20 protein-coding genes, 1 other RNA gene and 1 riboswitch are annotated in these 20,792 nt (G+C 43.6%); of the genes, 18 read left to right on the top strand and 3 right to left on the bottom strand.

What is annotated here, in order from left to right; translation table 11 throughout:
• Positions 1 to 60: 60 nt before the first annotated feature.
• Positions 61 to 442: RNase P RNA component class B (rnpB, locus tag NSS75_RS11875), an RNA gene on the top strand.
• A 97-nt stretch (positions 443 to 539) separates the two neighbouring features.
• On the top strand, positions 540 to 1,697 hold the full coding sequence (locus NSS75_RS11870) for a class I SAM-dependent RNA methyltransferase (RefSeq protein ID WP_339233196.1): 1,158 nt from the start codon (positions 540 to 542) through the stop codon (positions 1,695 to 1,697).
• Positions 1,698 to 1,749: 52 nt separating this feature from the next.
• Here the strand turns inward: NSS75_RS11870 and NSS75_RS11865 are convergent, their stop codons facing one another.
• A complete protein-coding gene (locus NSS75_RS11865) occupies positions 1,750 to 1,902 on the bottom strand; it encodes a YpzG family protein (RefSeq protein WP_003153548.1) in 153 nt (50 codons plus the stop codon).
• Positions 1,903 to 2,063: 161 nt separating this feature from the next.
• Here NSS75_RS11865 and NSS75_RS11860 point away from each other — a divergent pair, with 161 nt between their 5' ends.
• The gene (locus NSS75_RS11860) at positions 2,064 to 2,258 is read left to right on the top strand and encodes a hypothetical protein (protein WP_024121821.1); all 195 of its coding nucleotides are present in this window, start codon (positions 2,064 to 2,066) and stop codon (positions 2,256 to 2,258) included.
• Between the two features lie 101 nt (positions 2,259 to 2,359).
• Complete coding sequence (locus NSS75_RS11855; protein ID WP_095713152.1) at positions 2,360 to 4,285, top strand: ATP-dependent DNA helicase; 1,926 nt, start codon at positions 2,360 to 2,362, stop codon at positions 4,283 to 4,285.
• 45 nt (positions 4,286 to 4,330) lie between these two features.
• Here NSS75_RS11855 and kduD read toward each other — a convergent pair whose 3' ends face one another.
• Both kduD and kduI read right to left on the bottom strand, forming a co-directional pair.
• The gene (gene kduD / locus NSS75_RS11850; protein WP_095713151.1) at positions 4,331 to 5,095 is read right to left on the bottom strand and encodes a 2-dehydro-3-deoxy-D-gluconate 5-dehydrogenase KduD; all 765 of its coding nucleotides are present in this window, start codon (positions 5,093 to 5,095) and stop codon (positions 4,331 to 4,333) included.
• Between the two features lies 1 nt (position 5,096).
• Positions 5,097 to 5,927: a 5-dehydro-4-deoxy-D-glucuronate isomerase gene (gene kduI, locus NSS75_RS11845; RefSeq protein WP_216394071.1), complete on the bottom strand. Its 831-nt coding sequence runs from the start codon at positions 5,925 to 5,927 to the stop codon at positions 5,097 to 5,099.
• 221 nt (positions 5,928 to 6,148) lie between these two features.
• On the opposite strand from kduI, the gene NSS75_RS11840 reads away from it, so the two are divergent.
• The 14 genes from NSS75_RS11840 (at position 6,149) to NSS75_RS11775 (ending at position 20,790) form a co-directional block, all read left to right on the top strand.
• Positions 6,149 to 7,168, top strand: coding sequence for a LacI family DNA-binding transcriptional regulator (locus NSS75_RS11840; RefSeq protein ID WP_216394072.1), 1,020 nt, complete (start codon positions 6,149 to 6,151; stop codon positions 7,166 to 7,168).
• Between the two features lie 34 nt (positions 7,169 to 7,202).
• On the top strand, positions 7,203 to 8,177 hold the full coding sequence (gene kdgK, locus NSS75_RS11835; protein WP_024121816.1) for a 2-dehydro-3-deoxygluconokinase: 975 nt from the start codon (positions 7,203 to 7,205) through the stop codon (positions 8,175 to 8,177).
• A gap of 1 nt (position 8,178) precedes the next feature.
• On the top strand, positions 8,179 to 8,769 hold the full coding sequence (eda, locus tag NSS75_RS11830; protein ID WP_339233191.1) for a bifunctional 4-hydroxy-2-oxoglutarate aldolase/2-dehydro-3-deoxy-phosphogluconate aldolase: 591 nt from the start codon (positions 8,179 to 8,181) through the stop codon (positions 8,767 to 8,769).
• A gap of 49 nt (positions 8,770 to 8,818) precedes the next feature.
• Positions 8,819 to 9,811 carry a 2-keto-3-deoxygluconate transporter gene (kdgT, locus tag NSS75_RS11825; protein ID WP_339233189.1) on the top strand — a complete coding sequence of 331 codons (993 nt, stop codon included), beginning with the start codon at positions 8,819 to 8,821 and terminating at the stop codon, positions 9,809 to 9,811.
• A gap of 112 nt (positions 9,812 to 9,923) precedes the next feature.
• Positions 9,924 to 11,429 carry a carboxypeptidase M32 gene (locus NSS75_RS11820; protein ID WP_339233187.1) on the top strand — a complete coding sequence of 502 codons (1,506 nt, stop codon included), beginning with the start codon at positions 9,924 to 9,926 and terminating at the stop codon, positions 11,427 to 11,429.
• Positions 11,430 to 11,573: 144 nt separating this feature from the next.
• A riboswitch (purine riboswitch) is annotated at positions 11,574 to 11,673 on the top strand.
• Positions 11,674 to 11,764: 91 nt separating this feature from the next.
• A complete protein-coding gene (gene xpt, locus NSS75_RS11815) occupies positions 11,765 to 12,349 on the top strand; it encodes a xanthine phosphoribosyltransferase (RefSeq protein ID WP_059336603.1) in 585 nt (194 codons plus the stop codon).
• A complete protein-coding gene (pbuX, locus tag NSS75_RS11810; RefSeq protein ID WP_103671784.1) occupies positions 12,346 to 13,662 on the top strand; it encodes a xanthine permease PbuX in 1,317 nt (438 codons plus the stop codon). Before xpt ends, pbuX begins: the two co-directional genes overlap by 4 nt.
• A 72-nt stretch (positions 13,663 to 13,734) precedes the next feature.
• Positions 13,735 to 14,832 carry a type III polyketide synthase gene (locus NSS75_RS11805; protein ID WP_339233184.1) on the top strand — a complete coding sequence of 366 codons (1,098 nt, stop codon included), beginning with the start codon at positions 13,735 to 13,737 and terminating at the stop codon, positions 14,830 to 14,832.
• A gap of 3 nt (positions 14,833 to 14,835) precedes the next feature.
• The gene (locus tag NSS75_RS11800; protein WP_326231171.1) at positions 14,836 to 15,342 is read left to right on the top strand and encodes an isoprenylcysteine carboxyl methyltransferase family protein; all 507 of its coding nucleotides are present in this window, start codon (positions 14,836 to 14,838) and stop codon (positions 15,340 to 15,342) included.
• A gap of 70 nt (positions 15,343 to 15,412) precedes the next feature.
• A complete protein-coding gene (gene fbpC, locus NSS75_RS11795; protein ID WP_100069434.1) occupies positions 15,413 to 15,502 on the top strand; it encodes a Fur-regulated basic protein FbpC in 90 nt (29 codons plus the stop codon).
• 178 nt (positions 15,503 to 15,680) lie between these two features.
• On the top strand, positions 15,681 to 19,262 hold the full coding sequence (locus NSS75_RS11790) for a dynamin family protein (protein WP_339233181.1): 3,582 nt from the start codon (positions 15,681 to 15,683) through the stop codon (positions 19,260 to 19,262).
• A gap of 64 nt (positions 19,263 to 19,326) precedes the next feature.
• Entirely contained in the window at positions 19,327 to 19,584 is a 258-nt protein-coding gene (locus NSS75_RS11785) for a YpbS family protein (protein ID WP_339233179.1), read from the top strand.
• Positions 19,585 to 19,658: 74 nt separating this feature from the next.
• Positions 19,659 to 19,805 (top strand): hypothetical protein, encoded by a 147-nt coding sequence (locus NSS75_RS11780; protein ID WP_003230761.1) that lies wholly within the window; start codon positions 19,659 to 19,661, stop codon positions 19,803 to 19,805.
• 97 nt (positions 19,806 to 19,902) lie between these two features.
• Positions 19,903 to 20,790 carry a 5'-3' exonuclease gene (locus tag NSS75_RS11775; protein ID WP_103671787.1) on the top strand — a complete coding sequence of 296 codons (888 nt, stop codon included), beginning with the start codon at positions 19,903 to 19,905 and terminating at the stop codon, positions 20,788 to 20,790.
• Positions 20,791 to 20,792 lie beyond the last annotated feature (2 nt).

The raw sequence follows: 20,792 nt of genomic DNA, 5'->3' as shown, positions 1-20,792 counted from the left end.
CTTGTAAAAAATGGCGCTTGTAAATGACAATCAATTGTTATATAATAATTCATGTTCTTAACGTTCGGGTAATCGCTGCAGATCTTGAATCTGTAGAGGAAAGTCCATGCTCGCACGGTGCTGAGATGCCCGTAGTGTTCGTGCCTAGCGAAGTCATAAGCTAGGGCAGCCTTGATAGGCTGACGGCAGGAAAAAAGCCTACGTCTTTTGGATATGGCTGAGTATCCTTGAAAGTGCCACAGTGACGAAGTCTCACTAGAAATGGTGAGAGTGGAACGCGGTAAACCCCTCGAGCGAGAAACCCAAATTTTGGTAGGGGAACCTTCTTGACGGAATTCAACGGAGAGAAGGACAGAATGCTTTCTGTAGATAGATGATTGCCGCCTGAGTACGAGGTGATGAGCCGATTGCAGTACGATGGAACAAAACATGGCTTACAGAACGTTAGACCATTAAATTAAATGATGAAATCAAGCTCTCCCGTATAAGGAGAGCTTTTATCTTGATGAGAGAAAAGTTTTAAAAGACAGGGTGATACGATGAAGAAGTATACACTAATTGCAACAGCGCCGATGGGCATTGAAGCTGTAGTTGCAAAAGAAGTTCGTGACTTAGGATATGAATGCAAGGTTGATAACGGAAAAGTTATCTTCGAAGGGGATGCGCTTGCGATTTGCCGTGCGAATCTTTGGCTGAGAACGGCGGACCGTGTAAAAGCTCAAGTTGCTACATTTAAAGCAAAAACATTTGATGAGCTGTTTGAAAAAACGAAAGCGGTTAACTGGCGTTCATTTATACCGGAGAACGGGAAATTCCCTGTCATCGGTAAATCCGTTAAATCAACACTTGCAAGCGTTCCCGACTGTCAGCGGATCGTCAAAAAAGCGATTGTTGAAAAGCTGAAGCTGCAGTCCGGCAAAGCCAATGACTGGATCGAAGAAACAGGCGCCGAATATAAGGTGGAAATTTCTTTATTGAAAGATCAGGCGGTTATTACACTTGATACGTCAGGGACAGGCCTCCACAAACGGGGATACCGCGTGGATCAGGGAGGAGCGCCCATTAAAGAAACGCTTGCTGCCGCTTTGGTGCAATTAACAAATTGGACTCCGGACCGTCCATTTGTCGATCCTTTTTGCGGTTCCGGAACGATCGCGATTGAAGCCGCATTAATCGGCCAAAATATCGCCCCGGGATTTAACCGCGATTTTGTCTCAGAGGATTGGGAGTGGATCGGTAAAGATCTGTGGGACAAAGCACGTCTTGAAGTCGAAGAAAAGGCAAACTATGATCAGCCGCTTACGATTTTCGCCAGTGACGTAGATCACCGCATGGTACAAATCGCAAAAGAAAATGCAGAGGAAGCGGGACTGAGCGAATTAATCGAATTTAAACAAATGCAGGTAAAGGACTTCACTACAAAACATGAGTTTGGCGTGATTGTCGGAAACCCGCCGTACGGAGAACGTCTCGGCGAGAAAAAAGCCGTTGAGCAGATGTACAGAGAAATGGGACAGGCGTTCGAACCGCTTGATACGTGGTCTGTGTATATGCTGACTTCAAATGAAAATTTTGAGGAAGCATATGGAAGAAAAGCAACGAAGAAACGAAAGCTCTTTAATGGATTTATTAAGACGGATTACTATCAGTACTGGTCTAAAGTAAGACCTCAGCGTAATAAAACGGAACACGCATAAAAAGAAGACGCTCTGGATGCGTCTTCTTTCATCTTTCAGCCATATTCTATCGTTACCAACGGTGCGCTTTCGCGTTACTTCTTAATATAATGTTGGTTTGGGACATTTCGGTGTGACCGTTTACTTGAGACTTAGAACGTTTAGGCCGCGTCCAATTGTGATGAAACAGTTCAGAATGCTGATCTAATCGGTCTTTATAACTCATGTCAACATCACTCCCTGATAGAATATTGTTGATAAGACGGATAGTCCATGACGGAGTATCGGATGTAGTTTGTGCACATTTCAGTGATAACATGCGGAAAGCATGTATATAAAATGAAAAGTTCGCATACAATGATGATTATTTCAATTAGAGGTGATCTCATGCTGAACAGCGAACATTTTAATCTCATTCAAAGGGCGCTTGACGCAACCGCAAACGAGCTGAAGGAGCTCAGAGCTGATGATGCGTCTCCGTCTGTGATTTCACATGCGCAAAATAATTTAGAAAAAGCGGTGGAACATATTCATTCAACAGACCATCCTTTTTTATCCTCGCATGTGATCAACCGAAAGTAAGTCACAAAAAGCTTGGCACTGCCAAGTTTTTTATTGTATTCAGCGGCGGGAAATGATAATATTGATGGTCTGAATGCCGAATAGTTGGGGGTTGGAACTGGGTGACAACATCACGTTTGCCTTTTTCTTTAACAAAAACAAAGAATTTTTATGAAGAATTGAACAATTGGATTGGTGACGTGTTTTACGATATTCTTCCCGAAAAAGGGTTTGATCTTCGAGATGAGCAAGTGTTCATGGCTTTTCAGCTGGAACGGGCGTTTAAAGAGAAAAAAGTCATGTTTGCCGAAGCCGGAGTAGGAACGGGGAAAACACTTGTTTACCTTCTTTTTGCGATCAGCTATGCAAGATATGTCGGAAAACCCGCTATTATCGCTTGTGCTGATGAAACGCTAATCGAACAGCTCGTGAAAAAAGAGGGAGACATTTCGAAGCTGGCTGAACATTTGGATCTTAAGATTGACACAAGGCTATCGAAATCACATGAGCAGTATCTTTGCTTGAAAAAGCTTGAAAAAACAATGCAGCGATCTGATGATGAAAAGTGGCTTGATCTTTATGAAGCTTTACCGTCATTTGTCCATGAGTCACAGGCCATGCAGCGGTTTTATCCATATGGTGACCGAAAGCAGTACGCTAACCTTTCGAATGAAGAATGGTCGCAAGTAAGCTACGACTCGTTTCAAGATTGCCTGACATGTGATATGAGACATAGATGCGGCTTGACGCTATCAAGAGATTATTATCGCAAGTCAACAGACTTGATCATTTGTTCTCATGATTTCTATATGGAACATGTATGGACGGAAGAATCGCGCAAACGGGAGGGACAGCTGCCGCTCTTGCCTGATCATAGTGCGGTTGTATTTGATGAAGGGCATCTGTTAGAGTTTGCTGCGCAAAAAGCATTAACCTACAGAGTCAAGCAATCAACTCTTGAATTATTTTTAGAACGTTTGCTTCAAAATGACATTAGAGAAGAATTTGCTGAATTGATAGAAGACGCACTTGCTGCAAACGACGAATTTTTCTATGTTCTTTCTGAAGAATCAAGAGAAGTTGCCGGGTCGCACCGTTTGGAAATAAAGAATGATCAGCGTGTCAAAAAGGCGGCGGACGAGCTGTGCCGTTTGCTTGATAAAATTGGTGAAGCACTCGTATTTGAGTCAGAAATGTACACCATTGATCAATACGAGCTGTCAGTCGTAGAGGAATACGTTGAGCAAATGGCGTATTCATTATCTTTATATCAAAAAGATGCGATCAGCTGGCTGGAGCAAAAGGAAGCGGAATCCACTTTTGTCGTGATGCCGAGAACAGTAGCAGAAGTGCTTGGCGAGAAAGTGTTTTCAAAGAAAATTCCGTATATCTTTTCTTCTGCAACGCTGTCAGAAGGCGGTTCGTTTGACTATATTGCGGACAGTCTGGGGATTCACGATTACTTATCGTTAACGGTTGATTCTCCTTATGATTATGACGAACAAATGACCGTTACCCTTTATGGGAAAACAGAAATGAGCGCAGAACAAAAAACAGCTCAAACAATAGAGACAATTAAGCACTATAAAGGCAGAACGCTGGTGCTCTTCCCGTCTTTTGAGGAATTAAACGAGTTTAAGGAGCTCGCAGCTGCTTGGGAGCTGCCGTATCCGATTTACTTTGAAGGCGACGAGGAAATCAGCAGCTTAGTAGAAAAATTCCAAGGGGAAGAGGAAACGGTTTTATGTTCAGTTCACCTATGGGAAGGGCTTGATATTCCTGGTGACGCATTGAAGAATGTCACGATCTGGTCATTGCCGTTTCCGCCTCATGACCCTGTATTTACGGCAAAACGCAACAGTGCGAGAAAAGACCCGTTTGAAGAGGTTGACCTTCCGTATATGCTGTTGCGAGTGCGGCAGGGGATTGGCCGTCTGATTCGCTCAAATCAAGACAGCGGCTCGATTCATATTTATGCGGACGGAGAAAATGAACGCATCATTGATGAAGTGAAAAAGGTCTTACCTGTTGAACCGCATATGATGTAATCACGAAAAAGCTGATGATCCATGATCATCAGCTTTTTCATTTTGTCAGCGGGCAAGCCAGCCGCCGTCTACTGCTAAAATATGTCCATTGACATAATCAGAAGCGCGAGATGCCAGAAAAACAGCCGTCCCGCCGATATCATCAGCTTTGCCCCAGCGGCCGGCAGGAATCCTTTTTAAAATGTCTTCATTTCGCTTTTCATCATCCCGGATAGGCTGTGTATTGGCAGTTGATATATAGCCAGGCGCTATCGCGTTAACTTGTACGCCGGAAGCGGCCCACTCATTTGCAAACGATTTTGTTAAACCAGCAACGGCATGTTTGCTTGCTGTATAGGCTGGAACAAGAATGCCGCCTTGAAAAGAGAGGAGAGAGGCAATATTGATAACCTTCCCATGGCCTCTTTTCAGCATGTGTCTGCCCGCCAGCTGTGTCAGGATAAACAAGCTGTTTAGGTTCACATTCAGCACGTTATGCCAATTCTCTTCAGCGAAAGTGTCCGCTTTTTCCCGGTGAATAATCCCGGCGTTATTGACAAGGATGTCGATTTGCTGTGTTTCAAACAGTTCAGCCGCTGTATCCTTTATTGCATCAGGCTTACTCATATCCAATGTAAAGGTAGTGAATGTGCGGCCTTCTTGTTCCACAAGCTGCTGTGTTTCAGAGAGGCTGCTTTTATGTGATGTGCCGATAATATCAGCACCGGCGCCTGCCAGCGCTTTGGCGATTCCTTGGCCGATTCCCGTACCCGGCCCTGTCACCAGTGCCGTTTTTCCTTCTAATGAAAATGCCTCTTGCAGATAACTCATCTTATTTCAGCCCATCCATTGGCACAAGATCCATGTCCGTAAATGTGTAGTTTTCACCAGCCATCGCCCATACAAAACTGTAGTTAGATGTTCCTGCGCCAGAATGAATGGACCAGGCAGGAGAAAGGACAGCCTGCTCGTTTCCGACGACAAGGTGGCGTGTTTCATCCGGCTGACCCATGAAGTGAAAAACCTTCGAATCCTTCTCAAGATCAAGGTAGAGATAAGCCTCCATCCGGCGATCATGAACGTGTGCTGGCATGGTGTTCCAGTTATTGTTTTCGTCTAGCATCGTGATCCCCATCATCAGCTGACAGCTTTGAATGCCATCTTGATGAATGACTTTGTACAAGCTTCTTACATTTGATGCTGCTGCGTCACCGAGCCGGTCCGGTTTCAGTTCAGAAAGAGCGGCTTTTTGCGTCGGATAGCTTTGATGCGCGCCTGAGGAGACGAAGTAAAACTTTGCTGTTTCTCCGTTTAGGCTTTTAAATGCTACATCCCGATTGCCCATCCCGATATATAGAAAATCCTTTGTTTGAAGCACATATTCATCATCGCCAACTTTAACCGCACCAGGCTGGCCGACGTTAATAATACCGATTTCACGCCGTTCCAGAAAAAAGTCCGTTTTAAGAAAGTCTCCGGCATCAAGCTTCAGTTCGCTCTGTCCGGATGCTGCTGCACCGCCTATCACAACGCGGTCTTCATGGGAGTAATACATGGTCAGCTTATTTTCCGTAAATAACGTATCCATTAAAAAATGACTGCGAAGCTCCTCGGTTGTAAAGCGTTTTACTTGTTCAGGGTGTACAGAGTAACGATTTTCCATTGGATTTCCCCCTTGGTTAGGATTTCAGCATCATGAATGAAAATATTTTGGTAACGGTTTCAAAGAAAATTTTAGGATAAATAGAGAAAAGAGTCAACCGAAATTTTGTGAATAAGCACATTATTAAAAAAATACTTTTCAATTTTAAAAAATATGGTATTCTTGTGTTGTAACGGTTTTGAAATCGGTTTCAAATTATAAGACGATACAGGAGCACTTGAATGAAAAAGAAAACAACAGGCCATATCACCATCAAAGACGTAGCTGAATTTGCAGGAGTATCAAAATCAACTGTTTCTCGTTATATTAACGGGAAAATTGACGCGATTTCTCCTGAAAAGGTAAAAAACATAAAAAAGGCAATCACTGAATTGAATTATCGGCCGAGTAAAATGGCACAAGGTTTGAAAATAAAAAAAAGCAAATTAATCGGATTTGTTGTTGCCGACATTACAAATCCCTTTTCAGTCGCAGCATTTAGGGGAGTTGAAGAGGTTTGTGATCAATATGGCTACAGCATAATGGTGTGCAACACTGATAACAGTCCTGAAAAAGAACGGGAAATGCTGCTAAAGCTCGAAGCACACTCTGTAGAAGGACTGATTTTGAATGCAACCGGGGAAAACAAGGATATTTTATATTCCTTTGCCGAACAGCAGGTGCCGACAGTATTAATTGACCGCAAATTGCCGGATCTGAAACTGGATACCGTAACGACTGACAACAGAAGGATAACTGAAGAGATCCTTCAGCAGATTTACAAAAAAGGGTACACAGATGTCGCGCTGTTTACTGAACCGATTGCATCCATCAGCCCCCGGGCGGAAAGAGCGGCTGTTTATCAGGAGATTGCTGCGGTGCGAAATGTGAATGGACTCAGGCGAATGTATGAAATTGACGTCAAAGACAAAGAGCAGCTTGAGAAGGCGCTGTGCTCTTTTATGAATGAGTTGCCTGAGCAAAAAAAAGCGATTCTTGCTTTAAATGGGTTGATTATGCTGAAAATTATTAGCTGTATGGAAGAAATAGGGCTGCGCATTCCCGAAGATACGGGGATTGCCGGATTCGATGATACGGAATGGTATAAACTCATCGGCCCGGGCATTACAACAATCGCCCAGCCGTCACATGATATGGGCAAGACGGCGATGGAACGCGTATTAAAAAGGATTGAAGGTGACGAGGGAGCGCCTCAAACCATCGAATTAGAGGCAAAAGTCATCATGAGAAAGTCACTTTAATCCAAGGTGCCCTCAACTAAGGGGAGGTTGGGAAATGAAGCTTGATGCGATTACTTTCGGCGAATCGATGGCCATGTTTTACGCAAATGAGTACGGAGGCCTTCATGAAGCTTCCACATTCTCAAAAGGACTGGCCGGGGCAGAAAGCAATGTGGCTTGCGGCCTGGCCAGACTTGGCTTTCAAATGGGCTGGATGAGCAAAGTCGGCAATGATCAGCTTGGAACATTTATTCTTCAGGAGCTGAAAAAAGAGGGAGTGGATGTGTCTCGCGTGATCCGGTCTCAGGATGGCAATCCAACCGGGCTGCTGCTAAAGTCCAAAGTGAAAGAAGGCGACCCTGAGGTAACCTATTACAGGAAGAACTCGGCTGCAAGCACTTTAACAGCTGCTGAATACCCAAGAGACTATTTTCAAAGCGCAGACCATCTGCATGTTACCGGTATTCCCCCGGCTTTGTCCGCCGATATGAAAGAATTCGCCTATTATGTGATGAAAGACATGAAACAGGCTGGAAAAACCATCTCATTAGATCCTAACCTAAGACCCGCACTTTGGCCTGATCAAGCTACAATGGCACATACGATTAATGATTTGGCGGGACTTGCGGATTGGTTCTTCCCTGGAATCGCAGAGGGAGAGCTATTGACTGGTAAAAAAACGCCTGAAGGCATTGCAGATTTTTATCTGAAAAAAGGTGTCAGCTTTGTCGCTATTAAACTTGGAAAAGAAGGCGCTTACTTTAAATCAAAGGAAAGTGAAGGATATACAGAAGGCTTCCGGGTTGATCAGGTTGTTGACACAGTCGGCGCCGGAGACGGATTTGCTGTCGGCGTCATCAGCGGAATTCTTGATGGCTTGCCGTACAAGGATGCAGTGCAAAGGGGTAATGCGATCGGCGCATTGCAAGTTCAGGCACCGGGGGACATGGACGGTCTGCCGACAAGGGAAAAATTAGCCGCATTTCTATCTGCTCAAAGAACAGTTCACCACAAGAAAGGGGATTGTTAATATGGAGTCCAATGTAGTAGAAAACCGTCTGAAAGAAGCCAAGCTGATTGCAGTCATTCGTTCAAAGGATAAACAGCAGGCCTGTCAGCAGATTGAGAGTTTGATAGATAAAGGGATTCGGGCAATTGAAGTCACTTATACGACACCTGGAGCTTCTGCTATTATTGAGTCCTACAGAAATCGGGAAGATGTCTTAATCGGAGCGGGCACGGTCATCACTGCGCAGCAGGCGGGAGAAGCTGCGGAAGCAGGAGCACAATTTATTGTCAGTCCGGGTTTTTCAACAGATCTTGCTGAACACCTATCGTTTATGAAGACGCATTATATCCCTGGCGTACTGACACCGAGCGAAATTATGAAAGCGTTGACATGCGGATTCACTACATTAAAGCTGTTTCCAAGCGGTGTATTCGGCATCCCTTTTATGAACAATTTAGCGGGCCCTTTCCCGCAGGTTACTTTTATACCGACTGGCGGAATCCATCCGTCTGAGGTTCCGGAATGGCTCAAGGCAGGGGCAGGTGCCGTCGGAGTCGGAAGCCAGCTGGAAAGCTGTTCAAAAGAGGATTTACAGGCTGTTTTCCAAGTGTAGCCACATAAGGGGTATTGTTTTTCCATAACCGGAGGATGGGAGAATATATATGAAAATCAAAGCGACAATTGAACGGGTACCTGGCGGAATGATGATTATTCCGCTGTTTCTGGGAGCAGCGCTTAATACGTTTGCGCCTGGAACAGCAGAGTTTTTTGGAGGGTTTACGGGTGCGCTTATTACAGGAACCCTTCCCATACTAGGCGTTTTTATCTTTTGCGTTGGAGCGACGATTGATTTCCGTTCTTCAGGCTATATTGCGAGAAAAGGGATTACCTTATTATTGGGAAAGATCGGGTTTGCGGCACTGCTCGGTGTGATTGCGGCTCAATTTATACCCAATGAAGGCATACAATCCGGATTCTTTGCAGGTCTTTCTGTTCTAGCCATTGTTGCAGTGATGAATGAAACGAACGGCGGCCTCTATTTGGCGCTCATGAATCATATGGGCAGGAAAGAAGATGCCGGCGCATTCGCGTTTATCAGTACAGAATCTGGACCTTTTATGACCATGGTTACATTCGGTGTTACCGGACTGGCTGCTTTTCCGTGGGAAACGCTGGCGGCAACAGTCATCCCGTTTTTGCTCGGCTGCATACTTGGAAATCTTGATCATGATCTGAGAGACTTATTCAGCAAGGTAGTGCCGGCAATCATTCCGTTTTTTGCATTTTCACTTGGGAACACTTTAAATTTTGGAATGCTGATTCAGTCAGGGTTATTAGGCATTTTGGTCGGTGTCTCTGTTGTCATCTTATCCGGCGGCTCCTTGTATTTGCTTGATCGTTTCATTGCCCGGGGAGATGGTGTTGCGGGGGTGGCAGCTTCATCAACAGCGGGAGCGGCCGTCGCCGTGCCATACGCCTTAGCGGAAGCGAATTCTGCGTTTGCACCCGTTGCTGAATCTGCAACTGCAATCATTGCAACAAGCGTTATTGTCACCTCTTTGTTAACACCTCTGGCAACAGTGTGGGCGGATAAAAAAATCAATGCAAAAAAACGAAAAACACCGCCGCCAAACAATCAAATGACGATAAACTGAGTGATGAAGGCTGCCGATAACTAGACCGGCAGCCTTTTATACAAACAATTTGACTTTCAAACACCCTTCCAGTAGCCTGTAATGGAACGGCTAGAATAGGGAGGGAATGGATATGGAGATACATACATACGAAAAGGAATTTTTTGATCTTTTAAAAAGAATCTCACATTATAGTGAAGCGGTTGCATTGATGCATTGGGACTCCAGAACAGGCGCGCCGAAAAACGGCTCAGAGGACCGCGCTGAAAGCATCGGTCAGCTTTCGACAGATATATTCAATATCCAGACATCAGATCGGATGAAGGAGCTTATTGATGCGCTTTATGAACGGTTTGATGATTTGGCTGAAGATACGAAAAAGGCTGTAGAGCTGGCGAAAAAAGAGTATGAAGAAAACAAAAAAATTCCTGAAGCAGAATACAGGGAATATGTTATTCTTTGTTCAAAGGCTGAAACAGCATGGGAGGAAGCGAAAGGAAAATCTGATTTCAGCTTGTTTGCCCCTTATTTGGAGGAACTGATCGAATACAATAAACGATTTATTGAATATTGGGGTTATGAAGAGCATCCTTATAATGCATTGCTTGATTTGTTTGAACCAGGTGTGACGGTCAAGGTGCTTGATCAGCTGTTTTCTGAGCTGAAAGAAGCGATCATTCCTCTTATCAAACAAGTGTCAGCCTCAGAGAATAAACCGGATACAAGCTTTATCAGTGAAGTGTTCCCTAAGGAAAAACAAAAAGAACTCAGCCTTTATTTCCTGCAAGAGCTCGGCTACGATTTTGACGGCGGAAGGCTTGATGAAACCGTTCATCCATTTGCGACAACAATGAACCGCGGGGATGTTCGGGTGACGACGAGATATGATGAAAAAGATTTCCGGACAGCTATTTTCGGCACAATTCATGAATGCGGTCACGCGATCTACGAGCAAAATATTGACGAAGCGCTGAGCGGGACGAATTTATCAGACGGTGCTTCAATGGGAATTCATGAATCTCAATCATTATTTTACGAGAATTTTATTGGACGCAACAAGCATTTCTGGACACCATACTATCAGAAAATACAAGAAGCGTCTCCTGAACAGTTCGGCAACATATCGCTTGATGATTTTGTTAGGGCTGTCAACGAATCAAAACCTTCATTAATCAGAGTTGAAGCGGATGAATTGACGTATCCTTTGCATATTATTATCCGTTATGAAATTGAAAAAGCGATTTTCAGCAATGAAGTATCTGTGGAAGAACTGCCTTCACTTTGGAATCAAAAATATCAGGATTATTTAGGTATTACTCCTTCTGAGGATGCAGAGGGAATCCTGCAGGATGTTCACTGGGCGGGTGGAGATTTTGGCTACTTCCCATCGTATGCACTTGGCTATATGTATGCAGCGCAGCTGAAACATAAAATGCTCGATGATCTGCCTGAATTTGATACTCTCTTGGAAAGAGGAGAGTTTCATCCGATTAAACAATGGCTGACGGAAAAAGTGCATATTCACGGAAAACGGAAAAAGCCATTAGACATTATTAAAGAAGCAACAGGTGAAGAACTGAATGTACGCTACCTGATTGATTATTTGCAAAATAAATACTCAAATCTGTATTTATCTTAATGAAAAAGCCTGGCGTCTCAAACGTCAGGCTCAATTTATTATCGAAATATTCATAAAAAACGAATGATTTTTTTAAAAAAAGAATTAAAGTTCGGAAATTTTTATTTTTGTCTATGCAAGACTTTAGAATCTTGATATAATTTGTAACAATATGATAGGAACACTCATATAATCGCGTGGATATGGCACGCAAGTTTCTACCGGGCACCGTAAATGTCCGACTATGAGTGAGCAATGAGACCGGACGTGTACGGTTTTTTGTTATTTCAGCATTGCTTGCTCTTTGTTTTGAGCGGGTAATGCTTTTTTTATTATCTAAACGGAGGTATGACAGGATGGAAGCACTGAAACGAAAAATAGAGGAAGAGGGCGTCGTTTTATCAGATCAGGTATTGAAAGTGGATGCTTTTTTAAATCATCAAATTGATCCGCTGCTCATGAAGAAAATCGGTGACGAGTTTGCCGCCAGATTTGAAAAAGACGGAGTAACAAAAATTGTTACAATCGAATCATCCGGAATTGCTCCGGCCGTAATGGCTGGTTTACAAATGGGTGTGCCAGTCGTATTCGCGAGAAAACATAAGTCTTTAACGCTCACTGACAATTTGCTGACATCGTCTGTTTATTCCTTTACGAAGCAAACAGAAAGCCAAATCGCAGTATCAGGAAATCATCTGTCAGATCAGGACCGCGTTTTGATTATTGATGACTTTTTGGCAAATGGACAAGCCGCACTTGGGCTGGTATCGATCGTACAGCAAGCTGGAGCTTCTGTCGCGGGACTTGGCATTGTCATTGAAAAATCGTTTCAGCCGGGAAGAGAAGAACTTGTGAAGCTTGGCTATCGGGTGGAATCTTTGGCAAGAATTGAATCTTTAGAAAAAGGAAAAGTATCCTTTGTACAGGAGGTTCGTTCATGAAAAACGGATTCGGCAAAACGCTGTCACTAGGGATCCAGCATGTACTCGCCATGTACGCCGGCGCCATTGTCGTTCCCCTGATTGTGGGGAAGGCGATGGGGCTGACGGCGGAGCAGCTGACCTACTTGGTGTCGATTGATATTTTTATGTGCGGTGTTGCTACACTTCTCCAAGTTTGGAGCAATCGGTTTTTCGGCATCGGGCTTCCAGTTGTGCTTGGCTGCACATTTACAGCTGTGTCACCAATGATTACGATAGGCTCCGAATATGGGGTTTCTGCCGTTTATGGAAGTATTATCGCTTCAGGTATTCTTGTGATTCTCATTTCTTTTTTCTTTGGAAAACTCGTCTCGTTTTTTCCGCCTGTCGTTACAGGTTCTGTCGTTACCATCATTGGCATTACGCTTATGCCGGTGGCCATGAATAATATAGCCGGCGGGGAAGGCAGTCCAGACTTCGGTGATCTTTCTAATCTCGCTCTAGCTTTTATCGTTTTGAGCATCATCGTGCTTCTATACCGCTTTACAACAGGATTTATCAAGTCCATCTCCATTTTGATCGGTATTTTGATCGGGACATTTATTGCGTTTTTTATGGGGAAAGTTCAGTTTGATAATGTTTCAGACGCTGCCTTTGTGCAAATGATTCAGCCGTTTTATTTCGGCACACCGTCTTTTCATGCGGCCCCTATCATTACAATGTCCATCGTTGCCATCGTCAGCCTTGTGGAGTCAACGGGCGTTTACTTTGCTTTAGGCGATTTGACCAACCGCCGTCTGTCAGAAAAGGACTTATCCAGAGGATATCGTGCAGAAGGACTTGCTGTTTTGCTGGGCGGTATATTTAACGCATTTCCTTACACTGCATTTTCTCAAAACGTCGGTATTGTCCAGCTGACAGGAATCAAGAAAAATACAGTGATTGTGGCGACAGGCGTGCTTCTAATGGCTTTTGGCCTGTTTCCCAAAATTGCTGCTTTTACGACAATCATTCCATCTGCCGTGTTAGGCGGAGCGATGGTGGCCATGTTTGGAATGGTCATTGCTTATGGCATCAAAATGCTCAGCCGAATTGATTTTGCAAAGCAGGAAAATCTGCTGATCGTTGCCTGCTCAGTGGGGCTTGGGCTCGGTGTGACAGTTGTGCCGGACATATTTAAACAGCTTCCAAGTGCCTTAACGCTTCTTACAACAAACGGCATTGTTGCCGGCAGCTTTACAGCTGTTGTCTTGAATGTGATATATAATATGTTTTCGAAAACTGAAAAAACAGAACAGAAAGCTGATGTCAATCAGCAAAAAACAGCAGTGTAAACTCCGCTTCGGCGGGGTTTTTTGCATATAAAAAAGAAAGTTGCGGCACAATGTATGCTAAGAGGTGATCAAATGGCGTTTGTTTTGTCGATCGGGACAAGTCTTCCTGAGAATGATGTGAATCAAGAAAAGGCGGCGGAGTTTGCAAGATATATGTTTCAGCAATCCTTTAAAGATATAGAACGGCTGTTAACCTCCTTTAAAAACGGGCAAATTGAATCGAGACAATTTGTGAGACCGATTGAATGGTATAAAGGAGGGCACAGCTTCGAAGAAAAAAATCAAATTTATATAGAGGAAACACTCAGGCATAGCGTCAGTGCTGTTCAAAAGTGTCTCGCAAATGAAGCCTATCTTCAAGAACCCATTCCTTATGAAAAAGTGGATGCTGTTTTTTTCGTCTCCAGCACGGGCCTTTCCACACCAAGCATTGAGGCGCGGCTGATGAATGAACTCCCGTTTTCTCCTTATACGAAGCGAATTCCGCTTTGGGGACTCGGCTGTGCAGGAGGGGCGAGCGGGCTTGCGCGCGCTGCTGAGTACTGCAAAGCGTATCCGGAGGCTTTTGTTCTTGTCATTGCTGCTGAGCTGTGCAGTCTGACATTTCAGCCTGAAGATAAAACGAAAAGCAATTTGATCGGCACATCACTTTTTGGGGATGGCATTGCAGCGGCATTATTATGCGGGGAGAAGGCGGACCGCCGGCTGACAAGGCTCCAGCTTTTGCCGAATATATCGGATTCGCAGTCTGTATTGATGAAACAATCTGAAGATGTTATGGGATGGGACTTTACCGATCATGGTTTCAAAGTCATTTTTTCAAGGGATATTCCGACTTTGGTTGAAAAATGGCTGAAGACAAATGTCCAGACTTTTTTGAATGGACATCAGCTTTCATTCAGCGATATTACGGTCTTTCTGGCTCATCCAGGCGGAAAAAAAGTCATTGATGCATACATTAAATGTCTTGAACTGTCACCTGAGCAGCTTGCGTCTTCGCAAACTATCCTTAAAAAACACGGAAATATGTCATCAGCCACCATTCTGTATGTAATCGACCACCATCTGCAGAACGGAAGCAAAAACGAAGCAGAACGGGGGCTGATCGGTGCATTGGGGCCGGGATTTTCATCAGAATTGCTGCTGTTCAGCTGGGAAAAGGGGGCATAACTCATGTTTTGGATGCTAATCACTGTGCTCACTGCTCAAAGAGCAGCGGAAATGGCTGTGGCGAGACGCAACGAACAAAAGGTGAAAAAACACGGTGCGATAGAGTTCGGAGAGGGTCATTATCCGTATATCATCACCATGCACATTCTTTTTTTTCTGTCTTTGATTGCCGAAGTACTATTGCTGCACAAACAGCCTTCAAACTGGTGGTCAGGCATAGCAGCGGCTATATTGGCAGTACAGGCGATTCGATATTGGGCGCTTTGTTCCTTGGGGGCATACTGGAATACAAAAATTCTTGTTGTTCCGGGTGTTGAACTTGTCAAAAAAGGGCCATACAAATGGCTGAAGCACCCAAACTATACAGTTGTCGTATTAGAAATCATCCTGATTCCGCTCTTGTATCAAGCGTACTTTACCATGTGTCTGTTTTCACTTTTAAATGCCGTTATGCTGTCTGTCAGAATACGTGCAGAGGAGCAAGCATTACGAGAATATACAGCAAAATAGAGATTGAATATCATTCTCATCCATGTTAGAATGAACTTGAAAAAGATTCTCAATCAGGATGGTGAAGCAAATGACAATGCTGTTTTTGCTTGGGGCAGTTTGTACATATAGTGTATTAATTGGTTTTGTATTGAAAGGAATCTCTAATAAATCTGTTTAAAGAATCTGGAACTTGTAAAAAAGTTGCAGATTTTCTTTTATAGAAGCTGCCGTCTTCGGCAGCTTTTTTCTATTCTCATAAAGAAATTTGGGTCATTCTTGTGTAAAATGGAAGTGGGATTTATTCAGATCTTTCAAAAAAGATTCATAATTGAAACGGCACAAAGGGGTTCAGACTTATGACAGAACGCAGCAGACAAGAACTTTTGTACAAAACTGGGGCACTTTATGAACAATTGATTGAGAACCAGGATGAAAAAAGGGCGGCTAAACTGGCTTCAGTTGTTAAGAAAGCCGCAGATGAAGAAATTTATATCGCGTTTACAGGGCATTATTCAGCGGGGAAATCGTCATTGCTGAACTGCCTGTTAATGGAGAATATTCTGCCGACAAGTCCAATTCCGACCAGCGCTAACCTTGTTGTGATCAGAAACGGAGAAAAGCGTGTTCGTCTTCATACAACAGACGGAGCGTGTGCGGAGCTGGAGGGTGCCTATCATAAAGACAAGGTGCAGCAATATTGCAAGGATGGGGAGCAGATTGAAACCGTAGAAATTTTTGACCGGTATACTGAAATTGAACCAGGAGTTGCGTATATTGATACCCCCGGGATTGACTCAACAGATGAGGCTCATTTTTTATCGGCGGCATCTATTCTTCACCAGGCAGATGCGCTGTTTTACGTCGTACACTATAACCATGTCCACTCTGAGGAAAATGTACTGTTTCTTAGGTCAATCAAAGACAGCATTCCGAATGTCTATTTTATCGTTAATCAAATTGACAGACATGATGAGACTGAGACACGCTTTGAAGATTACAAAGCGCAAGTGGAGGAGATGCTTTGTCAAGAAGGAATTCCGAAGGATGCACTCTTTTTTACGTCGGTGACGGAACCGAATCACCCATTCAATCAAATCGGTATCCTGCGAAAAGAGTTAAAAAGAATTGAACAGCATTCAAAAAGAAATTTGCATTCCATTACTGAACAAAAAGTACAGAATTTACTGAGAGAGCACACAGAGATGCTCATGAAAGAGGATACGGACAGTCCAAGTTCTGGAGAACAGCTTGAAAAACAAGTGCGGCTGGTGGATTCCCTGCAGCTTCAATCAACCGAAGCAGCAAATAAACCGATTGAGGCAGAAAGCACGATGCAGGAGGAAGTCAATCGAATTTTAAGAAACGCTAATTTGACGCCTTTTGAAATGCGTGAACTGGCAGCAGCTTACTTAGAATCACGTGAGCCCTCTTTTAAGACCGGTTTTTTCTTTTCTAAAGCAAAGACTGCACAGGAAAGAGAAAAAAGGAGAAATGAGTTTTTCTCTGATGTGAAAAAAAGAACGGAAGCTGAAGCGGATTGGCATATCATAGATATTTTGCATAAACACGCCAAGGGATTCGATATTCAATCAGCTGAAAGTGAAAAGCTGATCCAGGCCTATCGCACGCCGCTTCATATTGATATCATTGAACGCGCAGTCAAGCAAGGTGCAGCATTTTCTTCTGAATATGTCCTGCAATATACAAAAGATTTGGCAGAGCTGATCCGTAAAGAGGCAAAAGCTGAAGCGTCAGACATCATCAAAACACTTACCGCCACGGTAAAAGAGAGTACTTCTATAGAACGGGAATCGATCAATGGCCGGCTCGCGCAGGAATCAGAAAAGCTGGCTTATCTTCAGGAACAGGCCAGTCATGAACAACATGCCCGTGAGAAAGCCGTCCGGATGTGGGCGATCTGGGAAGAGGAGTCTGCAAGCCCAATAAACATAGATCCGGACTGGTTTAGAACGAAGAAAAAAAAGGTCGAGGCTCCAGAACAGAAACAAAGCGAAGCACAGCATATAAAGCAGCAGACGCTAAAAACAGAAGTGAAAAGCGGGAAAGAGCTGCCGCTTCATGAGCAGATAAAACGCTTTTACACACTGTCTGATCTCTTGGGCGGATATCGTATGCTGTCAAAACAAACCTCAGCTTTTCGTGAAAGGATTAAAAGGCTGGAAGACCGAAAATTTACACTTGCTCTATTTGGCGGATTCAGTTCAGGGAAATCCTCATTTGCCAATGCGCTGGTTGGTGAAAGAGTGCTGCCGTCATCACCGACACCGACAACAGCAACGATTAACAAAATAACGAAACCGGTAAACGGCAAATTTCACAAAACAGCGGATGTCATTTTTAAGACGGAGGGTGACATAACAGCTGAAATCATGCAGCTCACAGGAATGCAAGAGGAACCACAAGGACGGTCATTTGCGGAAAAATGGAAAAAGGCAATCAAAAAAGAGCGTCTGCAAGAAGAACAAATCAACATGATCAGTCATTTCCTGCTTGCATATGAAAAATATCAGCAATATATTCAGGCCCAAAAGATATTAACGATTCCGCTCTCCGAATTAAAACCGTATGTAGCTGAGGAGACAACGGCTTGTGCTGTAAAGGAAGTGACCTTTTATTATAAAAGCCCGCTGACTGAAAAAGGGATTACGATCGTTGATACACCTGGAGCCAGCAGTCTGAATAAACGGCATACAGAACTTGCGTTTCAATATATCAAGGATGCCGATGCGTTTTTTTACATGACTTATTATCAGCATTCTTTCTCGAAAGGAGACCGCTCATTTTTACGGAAGCTGGGACTCGTGAAAGAATCGCTCAGCATGGATAAAATGTTTTTTGTCATTAATGCCGCTGATCTTGCGAAAGATAAAGCAGAGCTCGAAACGGTCACGGATTATGTCAGATCAGAGCTTTTAAAAGAAGGAATTCATGATCCGCAGCTCTTTTACGTGTCAAGTAAAGAAGAGCTCTTAGGAAAACCGGAAACGTATCATAATCAGTTCTCAAAAGCAAGAGCACATTTAGACCAGTTTGTTGAGGTCGATGTAAAGAAAGCGGCTGCGGCACAGCTTAGCTCAGAAGCAGACAAACTATGTGAGACGGTCTTACAGCTTCATCAATCTCAGCATCAGTCCAAAGAAGAAAAGGAAGCGCAAAAAAAGCGCCTTCTGTTATCGTTTGAGCGGGCAGCTGCTGATATCAAGGAACGCCGCAATTCAGAAACCATTATTGAGAAAGTAAAAAAGGATACAAGGGAGCAGCTTTATCACATTACACAGCGTTTGTCCTTTTTTGCGAATGATTTGTTAAAATCTGCATTTCATCCGGGTCTTCAAAATGGAGATTGGAAAAAGAATATCAGTGCGGCGATGAAAAGCGCATTACATGATTATCAATTTGAATATATTCAAGAGATCAAAACGCTCGACATTCGAATGAGCGGTTTCATCGAACGGCATATCACTGAAGAGTGGCTGGAAAGCTGTCAAAAAACTTTGGAAGAAGACGGATATTTCTCCATTTATGCGGATGATCAGCTCTCTAACGGTATACAGCTCAAAGAAGTTGAACCTGAAATCGATGAACGTGCCTTTGAACAGGAGCAAAAACAAATCAAATCTCCGAAGCAGTTTTTTGAACAGAAAGGAAAAGCAGGCTTCATTGAAGCAGTGCGGACGAAGCTTATGAAAATAACGGAGGCCTGGATTAAAAATGAAGAAGAAAGCCTTATATCTCATTATGCTGAATATGTCAGACACCAGCAGTATGGAATGGCGGAAAAAGCATTGGCGCAAATAGAGGGCCAAAGAGATACGTATGTAAAAGGATACGCAGAGGGGGAACATGTGAAAGAGATAGAAGATGCATATCAAGCATGTATTTCTTGGCAGAGAAAAGGCGATACAATCAAAATGTAAAAATTCAGTTGGCTTGCATTTCAAGTCATGATAGACTAAATAGAAAAAGCGAGATGAACGATTGATGTCAGAGGTACATAAAGCAATTTCTGCACATTCTGCAAAACAGCACGAGCATATTAAAACATTTATGCAGCTTGAACACCTTCGTGAAATGGCGATTGAAGAAGCTGTTGCTAAATGCAAAAACGATGAGCCATTTTTAACAGATGCCATTAATGAAATTACAGAAAAGATGAATCAGCTGGCCAAAAAAGGCATCGTACCGACTAGACGTCTGGTATCAAAAGAAATGGTCAAAGAATACGTCAGCCGCACATAAGCTGGATGATCCTGCCTCGAGTGCAAATCCTCCGTTACGCGCATACTATATGTATCCGACGTAAGGGGGGATTTATGTTGGGCAGAACAAAGCTGGGTAACAGAAATGCACAGGCCAATAACAATGCCAAAAAGAAAAACGGGTTTCAAACCCATTTCGACTCTTACGCAGGACGCGAAGCTGAAAAGCTGATTGCCAGCAATAAAAGACACAACGATTAATTTAACCGCAAACAGTATCTCTATACAGAGATGCTGTTTTTTATTTTCGCGGCACTTATGGTAAAATAGATCGACTGATAGAAAAAGGAGTTATCATATGAAAAATAAATTATTGCTTGTTGACGGCATGGCTCTATTATTCAGGGCATTTTTCGCCACAGCCGTGCATCGCAACTTTATGATAAATGACAGCGGGGTTCCGACAAACGGCGTTAACGGTTTTTTGAAACATTTAATCACAGCCGTGGAAACATTTCAGCCTACACATGTTGTATGCTGCTGGGACATGGGCAGCAAAACGTACCGGAATGATCTGTTTCAGGATTATAAGGCGAACCGAAGCCAGCCGCCGGTTGAGCTGATCCCGCAATTTGATCTGGCAAAGGAAGCGGCCGCTGAACTTGGCATCATGAATATTGGCCTTGCCGGGTACGAAGCGGATGATTGTATTGGAACACTTGCAGCTTTGTTTTCTGAAGAAACGGATATTACGATCGTAACAGGCGACAGGGATTTACTTCAGCTGTTAACGGACGAAGTAAGCGTTGCGCTGCTTCAAAAAGGAATCGGCAATTATAAAATGTATACAAAAGATGTATTTTACGAAGAAACAGGTGTCCTGCCCAAGGCTTTAATTGACATCAAAGCGCTGATGGGCGATTCCAGTGATAATTATCCCGGAGTAAAAGGCATTGGAGAAAAAACCGCGTATAAACTGATTCGTGAATACGAAACAATTGACCGCTTGCTGGAGAATCTGTCTCTTCTTCCAAAGGGACAGCAGGGGAAAATTCAGCAAGGTTTAAGCGACTTGGAAATTTCGAGGAAGCTTGCTGAGATTAACTGCTCTGTGCCGTTAGCCTGTACGCTGACAGAAGCCGTTTTTACATTGAATATGGAGCAGGCGGCTGTCATGCTTCGCCGCCATCAGATCAAAGGAATAGAGCGTATGCTTGAAAAACTGAACGCTAGAGAGATCGTTTAAGA

This window comes from Bacillus sp. FSL K6-1012 (genome assembly GCF_037964915.1).
Classification (GTDB): Bacteria; Bacillota; Bacilli; order Bacillales; family Bacillaceae; genus Bacillus; species Bacillus halotolerans.
The sequence above is the reverse complement of the archived record's forward strand: the minus strand, read 5'-3'. Positions and strand labels throughout refer to the sequence as shown.